Annotated in this window: 11 protein-coding genes and 1 tRNA gene; 8 read left to right on the forward strand and 4 right to left on the reverse strand. The window is 68.6% G+C overall.

The genetic code is table 11. The annotated features are described in order from the left end of the window. From AOZ13_RS12100 to AOZ13_RS12110, 3 genes are all read left to right on the forward strand, one after another. Positions 1-629: phosphopantothenoylcysteine decarboxylase (locus tag AOZ13_RS12100; RefSeq protein ID WP_148294595.1), on the forward strand; the 629-nt coding region annotated here is incomplete at its 5' end. 38 nt (positions 630-667) lie between these two features. Then, positions 668-1,105 carry a universal stress protein gene (locus AOZ13_RS12105; RefSeq protein ID WP_020221533.1) on the forward strand — a complete coding sequence of 146 codons (438 nt, stop codon included), beginning with the start codon at positions 668-670 and terminating at the stop codon, positions 1,103-1,105. A 199-nt stretch (positions 1,106-1,304) separates the two neighbouring features. Next, entirely contained in the window at positions 1,305-2,630 is a 1,326-nt protein-coding gene (locus AOZ13_RS12110; RefSeq protein WP_020221532.1) for an ArsB/NhaD family transporter, read from the forward strand. A gap of 25 nt (positions 2,631-2,655) precedes the next feature. On the opposite strand, the gene guaB is transcribed toward AOZ13_RS12110, so the two are convergent. Then, a complete protein-coding gene (guaB, locus tag AOZ13_RS12115) occupies positions 2,656-4,152 on the reverse strand; it encodes an IMP dehydrogenase (protein ID WP_020221531.1) in 1,497 nt (498 codons plus the stop codon). A 503-nt stretch (positions 4,153-4,655) separates the two neighbouring features. On the opposite strand from guaB, the gene AOZ13_RS12120 reads away from it, so the two are divergent. The 3 genes from AOZ13_RS12120 (at position 4,656) to AOZ13_RS14045 (ending at position 6,007) form a co-directional block, all read left to right on the forward strand. Beyond that, entirely contained in the window at positions 4,656-5,519 is an 864-nt protein-coding gene (locus tag AOZ13_RS12120) for a DUF5794 domain-containing protein (RefSeq protein ID WP_049934113.1), read from the forward strand. 37 nt (positions 5,520-5,556) lie between these two features. Next, on the forward strand, positions 5,557-5,784 hold the full coding sequence (locus tag AOZ13_RS12125) for a DUF5795 family protein (RefSeq protein ID WP_021780716.1): 228 nt from the start codon (positions 5,557-5,559) through the stop codon (positions 5,782-5,784). 46 nt (positions 5,785-5,830) lie between these two features. Then, positions 5,831-6,007, forward strand: a tRNA-Trp gene (locus AOZ13_RS14045). A 562-nt stretch (positions 6,008-6,569) separates the two neighbouring features. On the opposite strand, the gene AOZ13_RS12130 is transcribed toward AOZ13_RS14045, so the two are convergent. Together AOZ13_RS12130 and AOZ13_RS12135 are read right to left on the reverse strand one after the other, a co-directional pair. Next, the gene (locus AOZ13_RS12130) at positions 6,570-6,926 is read right to left on the reverse strand and encodes a TRAM domain-containing protein (RefSeq protein WP_020222296.1); all 357 of its coding nucleotides are present in this window, start codon (positions 6,924-6,926) and stop codon (positions 6,570-6,572) included. Between the two features lie 40 nt (positions 6,927-6,966). Continuing rightward, a complete protein-coding gene (locus tag AOZ13_RS12135; RefSeq protein ID WP_020222297.1) occupies positions 6,967-7,479 on the reverse strand; it encodes a DUF7549 family protein in 513 nt (170 codons plus the stop codon). A gap of 126 nt (positions 7,480-7,605) precedes the next feature. Here AOZ13_RS12135 and hpt point away from each other — a divergent pair, with 126 nt between their 5' ends. Together hpt and AOZ13_RS14575 are read left to right on the forward strand one after the other, a co-directional pair. After that, positions 7,606-8,172, forward strand: a complete 567-nt coding sequence (gene hpt / locus AOZ13_RS12140) for a hypoxanthine/guanine phosphoribosyltransferase (RefSeq protein WP_021780718.1) — start codon at positions 7,606-7,608, stop codon at positions 8,170-8,172. 34 nt (positions 8,173-8,206) lie between these two features. Beyond that, positions 8,207-8,449: a hypothetical protein gene (locus AOZ13_RS14575; RefSeq protein ID WP_199897072.1), complete on the forward strand. Its 243-nt coding sequence runs from the start codon at positions 8,207-8,209 to the stop codon at positions 8,447-8,449. On the opposite strand, the gene AOZ13_RS15790 is transcribed toward AOZ13_RS14575, so the two are convergent. After that, positions 8,334-9,545, reverse strand: a 1,212-nt coding sequence (locus tag AOZ13_RS15790; protein WP_148294597.1) for an oligopeptide/dipeptide ABC transporter ATP-binding protein, incomplete at its 5' end; no start/stop codon positions are given. The genes AOZ13_RS14575 and AOZ13_RS15790 overlap by 116 nt on opposite strands.

Genomic DNA, 9,545 nt, shown 5'->3' on the forward strand with positions numbered 1-9,545 from the left:
TCGACGGCGAGCGCGTCGTCGTCACGTCGGGCGCGACGAGCGAGCGCATCGACCCCGTGCGGGTGTTGACGAACCGCTCGTCGGGACGGACGGGCCGGGCGGTCGCCCGCGCGTGCTACGTCCGCGGCGCGGACGTGACGCTCGTCCACGACGGCGACGACGTCCCGTACGCTGACGTCGAGCGCGTCGAGTCGGCGGCGGAGATGCTGGCGGCCGTCCTCGGCGCCTGCGGGGACGCGGACGCCCTGCTCTCCGTCGCGGCCATCTCGGACTACACCGTCGAGCCGGCGGAGGAGAAGATCCGCAGCGGCGGCGACCTCACGCTCGACTTGGAGGCGACGCCGAAGCTCCTCGACACCGTCCGCGAGGAGCATCCCGCCCTGCCGCTCGTCGGATTCAAGGCGGAGACGAGCGGCGACGACGGGGCGATGGTCCGCGAGGCGCGGCGGATCATGGAGCGCGCGGGCCTCGCGTTCGTCGTCGCGAACGACGCGAGCGTGATGGGGCGCGACGAGACGCGCGCGCTCGTCGTCAGACCGGAGGCGTACGACGAGTACACCGGCTCGAAGGGGGGGCTGGGATCGCGCGTCGCGGACGAACTCGTCGCCGTGCTCGCCGACGCGTCGTAGCCGACAGTTCCTTTGTGCCCTCGGGCGTCGGGTGGGGTATGTACGATTCCGTCCTCGTTCCGATCGACGGGAGCGACGTCTCGGAAGAGGCCTTCGAACACGCTATCGGACTGGCGAAGCAGTACGGGGCGACGCTCCACATCGTCCACACGGTCGACCCGGACACGCTCCCGACGTCCGTGAGTTCGATCAGCCTCGAAGAGGAGTTCGAGGAGATGGGCGAGGATCTCGTCGAGCGCGCGCGCGAGGAGGCCGAGGACGAGGGGCTGACGGTCGAGACGGAGATCGTCTCCGGATCGCCGGAGAAGCACATCGTGGACTACGCCGCCGAACACGGGATCGACCTCATCGTCATCGGCACGCACGGCCGGCGCGGTCTCGATCGGGTGCTCTCGGGGAGCGTCACGGAGAAGGTGGTGCGGAACGCGGACGTCCCCGTGCTCGTCATCCACCGCGGCGACGACGGCGAGGAGTAGGCCGTTCGAAACCGGACGCGCCCGTCGTCGGGCTTGCGCGCGATCGGCGTCGGGGTCGGCCACGAACGTCCCGCCGGGCGGCGAAAGCGCCAGCGGATCGGTACTTTTAGGCGCGTTAGGGATCAGCTATTCGACTAACCATGTCTCACTCAGTCGGTAGCGGCGACGTCCCTCGCGAGCGGGGTGACGACGTCTAGCGATGGACGTCGGGACCCTCGCCGCCGTCGCGATCTTCGTCGTAACGTACGTGCTCATCATCAGCGAGCGCATCGACCGCGCGACCGTCGCGATGGCGGGCGCGGCGGCGATCGTGATCGCCGGGCTCGTCACGGGCTTCTACACGCAGGAGGAGGTCATCGTCGAGGCGATCGACTGGAACACGATCGGCCTCCTGCTCGGCATGATGCTGATCGTCGGCGTCATCGAGGACACCGGGCTCTTCGAGGGGCTGGCGGTGTACGCGGCGAAGCTCTCGCAGGGGAACTACTTCTACCTCCTCGCGCTCTTCGGCGTCCTCACCGCGATCGGCTCGATGACGATCGACAACGTCACCACGGTGTTGCTCGTCGCGCCCGTCTCCATTCGTATCTGCGACGACCTCGACGTCGACATCAAGCCCGTGTTGCTCTTCGAGGCAATCATGGCCAACGTCGGGGGCGCGGGGACGCTCGTCGGCGACCCGCCGAACGTCCTCATCGGCTCCGAGGCCGGCCTGACGTACGTCGACTTCCTCCGGAACCTCCTCCCGGTGACGGTCGTGAGCATCCTCGTCTCGCTCGCCATCGTCCGCGTCCTCTACCGCGACGAGATCGCGGAGGCGAACCGGAAGATCGCGGCGGCCGGCGAGGGCGCCGAGGACACCATCATGAGCCTCCACCCGAAGGACCAGATCGAGGACTGGACGCTGACGTACAAGAGCGTGATCGTCCTGCTCGCCGTCACCATCGGCTTCGCGCTCCACTCCGTGACGGGTCTCGAACCCGCCGCGGTCGCGCTCATCGGCGCGTCGGCGCTCCTGCTCATCACCGACCCCGACATGGAGCGCGTCGTCGGGCGCGTCGAGTGGACGACGCTGCTCTTCTTCGCGGGGCTGTTCGTCGTCGTCCACGGCATCTCGAAGACCGGCGTCCTCACGCAGGTCGCCCAAGCGCTCACGAGCCTCACCGCCGGCAGCACCTACCTCACGTCGATCATGGTACTGCTCGTCTCCGCGGTCGGCTCCGGCGTCGTCGACAACATCCCGTTCACCGCCGCGATGCTGCCCGTGATCCACGCGATGAACCAGCAGCTCCACCTCCACACGGACGTCCTCTGGTGGGCGCTCGCGATGGGTGCGGCCTTCGGCGGGAACGCGACCTACATCGGGTCGTCCGCGACCGTCGTCGCCGTGAAGATGAGCGAGCGCCACGGCGACAACATCGACTTCACGTACTGGCTTCGCTACGGGACGCTCATCATGGTCGGCACGGTCATCGTCGCGATCTGCGATCTCACCGTCCGCGAGTTCATCCTCGGCGCGGCCTGAGAGGGAGAAGCGGGTTCTGGCTCTGCTACTCGCCCGGGCTGTAGTTCGGCGCCTCGTCCGTGATCATCACGTCGTGCGCGTGGCCCTCCGTCTGCCCGGCCGCGGAGACGCGGACGAACGCGGATTCGTTCTTGAACTCGGGAATGGTCGACGCGCCGACGTAGCCCATGCCGGATTGGATGCCGCCGACGAGCTGGTGGAGTTCGCTCGCGAGCGGACCCTTATACGGCGTCGCGGCCTCGACACCCTCGGGGACGTACTCCTCGTCCTCGACGTCATCCTTGAGGTAGCGCTCGCCGCCGCCGGACTGCATCGCGCCGACGGACCCCATACCTCGATACTGCTTGTACTTCTTGCCGTTCATCGTGATGACGCGCCCCGGCGCCTCGTCGGTGCCGGCGAAGTAGGAGCCGAGCATGACCGCGTCTGCCCCCGCGGCGAAGGCCTTCGCGGCGTCGCCGGAGTAGCGGATGCCACCGTCGGCGATGACCGGGACGTCGTAGTCGGCGGCGACGTCCGCGACCTGCGAGACGGCGGTGATCTGGGGCATGCCAGCGCCGGAGACGACTCGGGTCGTACAGATGGAGCCGGGACCGATACCGACCTTGATGCCGTCCGCGAAGTCGGCGACGTCCGCGGCGGCCTCGGCGGTGCCGACGTTGCCGACGACGACGTCCGCGTCGATCTCCGCTTCGATCTCGCGGGCGGAGTCGATGACGTTCAGGTTGTGCGCGTGCGCGCAGTCGATGAAGACGACGTCCGCGCCGGCGGCGTCGGCGGCTTTCGAGCGTTCGACGTCGAAGGGACCGACGGCGACGCCGACGAGGAGATGACCCTCCTCGTCGCGCGCGGCGTCCTCGTGTTCGCGGCGCGCGAGGATGCCCTGCATCGTGACGAGACCGACGAGGCGGTCGTCGGCGTCCACGATGGGGACGCGCTCGATCTTGTGCTCGTACATGAGTTCGAGGGCGTCGCGCGCGTCGACGTCCGCGTCGGCGGTGATGACCTCGTCCGTCATGGCTTCCTCCACTCGGTCCTCCTCGCCGACCTCGAGGTAGGGACGGATGTCGGTGCCGGAGATGATCCCCAGTACCGTATCGTCCTCGTCGACGACGGGCGCGCCGGAGACCCCCTCGCGTTCCATCATCGCGTCCACTTCGTCGATGGTCTGCTCTGGTGAGGCGGTGACGACGTCCTCGCGGCGGATGACGAGTTCGTCAGCGCGCTTCACGCGCTCGATCTCGGCGACGAGGTCGTCGTCGTCGAGGTTCTGGTGCAGGACGCCGAGACCGCCCTCGCGCGCCATCGCGATGGCGAGCTCGCTCTCCGTGACGGTGTCCATCGCCGCGGAGAGAATCGGGACGTTGATCGAGACGTTCTTCGAGACGCGCGTGGAGACGTCGGCCTCGTCCGGTTCGACGCGGCTCTCGGCGGGCCGCAACAGCACGTCGTCGAACGTGAGCGCTTCGGGGACGTCGAGTTTCTCGGAGAAGGTACCACTAGGTCGCTCGTCGTTCGCCATGTAAACCGTGGTCGCCCGATACCCAAAAACGTTCCGTAGCCGGCCGATCGGCGGGGGGAACATCGACACGAGCGTGCATATCGATCACCGGTCGTCACCCAGCGAGCGGTTGACGGACGACCACCGGAGAATGAGGAACCGTGTACGATGTCGGTGTGGGACGAGTGTAATACCACAATACGGCCCCGAATCCGGGTAATTGTGTGTTTCATCCAAATACAGCGCATATCGGCGTGACGAACGGTCGTCGCATGGCCGTTCGTCTCACACAACATTTATGCCACTCAGCCAACGAAATAGATGTATGGACTCCCACAGTCCCATCGCAGTCCGTATCGCCGGTGACCGGCCCCAGCGCTCCGGCGACTTTACAAAACTCTGCGAGACCGCCGGGACATTTACGGGAGCCACCACCTTCTGGCGGCGGCAGATGGCGTCCCGGTCATCGCCGTATCGTCCAGCTCATCGCCGTTCGGCCGATGGTCACGGCCATCGCCCCTGAGATGAGCATCTCCGGCCACCCGGTCGCCCTCCGATTAGAGGAGCGTGTCGGCGGCGCGACGCGGCTGCTCGCCACCGTGATGCTCCTCCCGCTCGTCGACGGGGTCTTCCCCGCGCTCGTCCTCGGCGGCGCGCTCGAAGCGACGACGACGGTCGGCCCGCTCGCCGTTCCGACGGGCGTCTTACAGGTCGGTCTCCTCGTCTTCGGCGGGAGCGCGACGGTCGCCGTCCTCCTCGCGGAGATGCAGGCCGACCGCGCGACGAAGGCCCGAACCGTCCTCGCGGTCGGCGTCCCGCTCGTCGCCATCGCCGCGATCGAGGCCGCACTCGCACCCACGATCGCGAGCGTGCTCGACGCCGCGACCTTCGAGCGCTTCGCCGCGTTCGTCGTCCTCGCCATCGCCGCGAAGACGGCGAGTTCGCGCGTCGGCGACTACCTCCCGAGTCCCGGCATCGTCGTCGCTCTCGGACTCCTCGCGAGCGTCCGGCCGTCGTCGTTCGCGCTCGCCGTCCAGTTCGACCCGCGCGTCGTCGCGGCCGCCGCGGGCGCGGGCCTCGTCGGCGTCGGCTTCGCGCTCGCCGTCGTCGCGCTCGAACCCCACCTCCGGCACCTCCTCGACATCGATCGCTTCCGCTTCGGGAGCGCGGTCGCGCTCGGGACGCTCGCGCTCTCGCTGTTCGGGATCGTCCCCGGCGGGGCCGCGCTCCCCGTCTTCGCACTCGCCGGTCTCCTCGCGATCGATCCCGGACGGGCCGACTCGGACGCGTCGACGCCCGCGGTCCCCGAGACCGACCGCACCGACGTCGCGGACGCCCCGTACGGCTACCCCGGAACGGACGGCGAGGAACGCGCCCCGTGGCTCTAGCGGAGCGTTTACGGCCGCCCCGCCCCTCGACCGGCGTATGCCAGCGAATCGCGTCGTGCAGGGGCGCATGGTGACGCCGCACAGCCTCGCCGAACTCATCGAGGACGGCGACGTCATGGAAGCCGAAACCATCGAGGACACCGAACGCGACTGCCCGGAGTGCGGTGGCGACGTCGTCAGCGTGGGCTACATGCCGACCGTCACCGAGTACGTCACCGGCTACAAGTGCCAAGAGTGCGACTGGAGCGAGACCGATCGGGAGTAGCGGATCGAAACCCATTTAGGCGAAATCGCCGTACGACGGAACGCGAGGGGCTGTGGCCAAGCCAGGGATGGCGACTGACTCCAGAGGCCACGCGCCCGGGACGAAATTCCAGACTGGTATACCGAGCGACGGGCTGATCACCGCGTCGCGACGACGACCCTCTGGAGTTCCGAGGCGCACCGGAGATATCAGTCGATCGGGGGTTCAAATCCCTCCGGCCCCATACGACCTAAAAGTAAACCGGCGTCTTCTGCCGGTTTCGGTCTTCTTCCGAACAGTGTCAGCTGTCGGATAGAGGCCGGCCCTTCTGCTGTCCGTAACGACTCGACTGAAGCGGTAGCGCGGAGTCCCCTTCCTCAAGGAACGAGCGAAGCGAGTGAGTAGGGAGGGGAGGAGCGCGTTCGTATGGGATCCAATGTCGAGATTCAGTCCCTCCGACCGCGACGAGCGACTACCCGCACGGCTCGCGGCCTCAGAAATCGCGAAGTCAGCATTGCCCTCTACGAGGGGGTACAGCGGGAACGGATCAGAATACTCGCCATCTCGAACTTCCTCGCGGTATGAAGGCCTGACTCCATACGATAGCCTTGTCGTCGGTCTCGTCAAAGAGGGCAATTTGGTGGTCCATCACCCTCCGCGATCCCTTCAGAGTGAGTCGGAGCGCCTCAAGTTGCTCAGTCGGAAGGTTCTACCTCCTACCGCTTACTCTCGCAAACCTCATAGCGGCCGCTTCGCCGTGGGGTGGTCGCGGTGACGGACGAGTGAACCGTCTGTCCCGGCCCCCTCTACGCCCGTCCTTCGTACGACGCGTCGGCGGAGGTGTTGTCCCGGTTGAACGACATGACTTTGGCGCGGATGACGTCGCCCTCCTCGACCGAGCCGGGGACGTCCTCGGTGAAGAGGACGAAGCCCTCGACTTTGCCGACGGCGACGCGGTCGCCGGAGTGGTGATCGCTGAACTCGGTGACGCCGAACTCGTACGTCTCGCCGATGTCGACGGGGGGTTCGCGTTCCTGTGCGGCCTCGTGGGCGCGCTTTGATTCGCGGGTGGCGGCGCCGCCGGATCGATAGCGCCGCCACGCGACGGTGAGGACGAGGAGCGCGACGACTGCGACGACAGCGAGGAGCACGGGTGAGACCATATCGGACACCTCGGGCGGCCCGTATTTATCGCATGCGGCCTCACCCGGGATCGTTGGTGAGGAGGAGCGCGCCGAAGAGGATCTGGAAGAGCGCGCCGACGGGGACGTGGATGCCGCTGAATCCGGTGGTGTAGATGGCGTAGGCGGCGCCGAGGTAGCCGAGACCGATGAGGAGGAGCGCGGCGCCGACGAGGCGCGCGGGTCGCTCGACGCGTTCGAGGACGACGGTCTCGCGGTGGTAGAAGTAGACGCTGAAGGCGAGGAGGCAGAGGGAGGCGGCGGAGACGACGGTCCAGACGAGGTAGCCGGTGTGGATGGTCGTGCCGGCCTGATACCGGTAGGCGCTGAATGAGGTGGCGAAGGTGAGTTCGCTCGCGGTGCTCGTCAGGTCCGCGAGGCGGCGGAGCTGGAAGAACGGCCAGCGGACGAAGAGGACGGAGGCGTGCGGGCCGGTGAGCGTGGCGTAGGTGACCTCCCACGGGAGGAGGGTGCTCACCCAGACGAAGAGGACGGCGAGCGGGTTCTCGTACGCGGGCGCAGTCCAGCGTGGCATCGTACGCGGGTATCCGGGACGGGGGCTTAAGCGTGTCCGCCGAGGGGCGCGGGCGACGGTCGCCGGGCGGGCGTCGGATCGAGCGACGGTCCGTCAGGCTTTATTGCGCGCGCTCGAAGAGGCGACATGGATCGACTGAAGCAGTCGCTGCTCGATGCGCCGATCATCGAGAAGGAGGGGTATCACTACTTCGTACACCCGATCAGCGACGGCGTGCCGATGCTCGAACCCGAGCTCCTGCGGGAGATCACGATCCGCCTCATCCGGAAGGCGGACCTCGACGACGTGGACAAGATCGTGACGCCGGCGGCGATGGGCATCCACATCTCGACGGCGCTCTCGCTGATGACGGACGTGCCGCTCGTCGTCATTCGCAAGCGCGAGTACGGGCTGGAGGGGGAGGTCGCGCTCACGCAGCAGACGGGCTACTCGGAGTCCGAGATGTTCATCAACGACGTGGAGGAGGGCGATCGGGTCGTCGTCCTCGACGACGTGCTCTCGACGGGCGGGACCCTGCGCGCCATCACGGACGCGCTCGAACACATCGGCGCGGACGTCGCGGACGTCCTCGCCGTCATCAAGAAGGCCGGCCCGAACGATCTCGACGAGTCGGACGTGGACGTGAAGACCCTCATCAACGTCGACGTCGTCGACGGCGAGGTCGTCATCGCGGACGAGCACGGCGACGGGTAGACGGTTCGTGCGGGCGAGGCGTCGCATCGAACGGTTGATCGCCCGCCGCGTCCCGGAGTCGGCTCGCGGCTCGCTATGCGCGCTCGCGGTGGCGTGCGGGATCGCCGCGCTCGTCCTCGGGTACGCGCTCGCCGGCTTCGGCGTGGCGCTCGGCGTCGGTCTCACCGCGTACGGGTCGGTTCCGACGCGCGTGAGCGTCCCCGTCGTCGCCCTCGGCTGTGCGCTCCTCGCGCTCGCCTACGGCTGTTGGCGGGCCTTCGTTCTCCTGCTCGAATAGCGCGACGCACCTCACTCGTCCGGTGACGCGTCGCGCCCGCCACGGGACAGTGGCAGGCGACGCGCCGGCCGTCGATGTCGCGCTCGTCGGGCGCGTCGCGCGCGCAGACGGTCTCGACGACGCCGCCGAGTGCGGCGAGCGCCGCGCTATCGTCGCCCCGGACGACCGCTTCGGCGGCGGCGTCGAGCGCGGCGCGTTCGTCGGGACCGAGAACGAGGCGGTCGACGTCGACGCGCGTGCCGCCCGAGTCGCGTTCGGCGGCCGTCTGACGGGCGCGCGGGAGGTCGAGGACGAGACCGTGCGCGAGGACGGCGTCGGCGCTCGCGCGGTCGTCGAGAACGGGATCGCGATCCGCGACGCGGCGACGGAAGCGGAGGGCGCGGCGGAAGGCGTCGCGGCTCCCGGTCCAGTCCTCCGGTGGCACGACGCGCGGACAGCGCGGATGGAAGCGACACCCGGCGGGTGGGTCGTCGGCGTCGGTGACGGCGGGCGTGACGTCGGCGTGTCGGCGTTCGGTCGCTGGGTCGTGCGACGGGGTGGCGTCGCGGAGCGCGGCCGTGTAGGGGTGACGCGGGTCGTCGAGGACGGCCGCGGCGGGACCGCGCTCGACGACGCGCCCGCGGTAGAGGACGCCGACGCGGTCGCACGCGGTGCGGACGAGCCGGTAGTCGTGACTCACGAGGACGTACGTGAGGTCGTACCGCTCTCGGAGGTCGGTGAGGAGACCGAGGACGGCGGCTCGCGTGGACGCGTCGAGCATCGAGACCGGCTCGTCGAGGACGACGACGTCGGGATCTGGCGCGAGCGCGCGAGCGAGCGCGACGCGCTGGCGCTCGCCGCCGGAGAGAGAGGGCGGGCGGACGTCGACGTAGTCGGCGGCCGGTGTGAGACCGCGTCCGCGAGGACGCGGTGCACGCGCTCGCGGCGCGCGTCGGCGTCGGAAACGCGGTCGTACAGGGGTTCGGCGACGGTCGCGCCGACCGCCACGCTCGGGTTCAGGCTCTCGTAGGGGTCCTGAAAGACCGGCTGGACGCGTCCGCGGAACGCGCGCTCCGCGCGTCCCGAGAGGGCGTGTACGTCGTCGCCCTCGACGCGC

It is taken from the genome of Halarchaeum acidiphilum MH1-52-1 (genome assembly GCF_000474235.1).
Lineage (GTDB): Archaea > Halobacteriota > Halobacteria > Halobacteriales > Halobacteriaceae > Halarchaeum > Halarchaeum acidiphilum.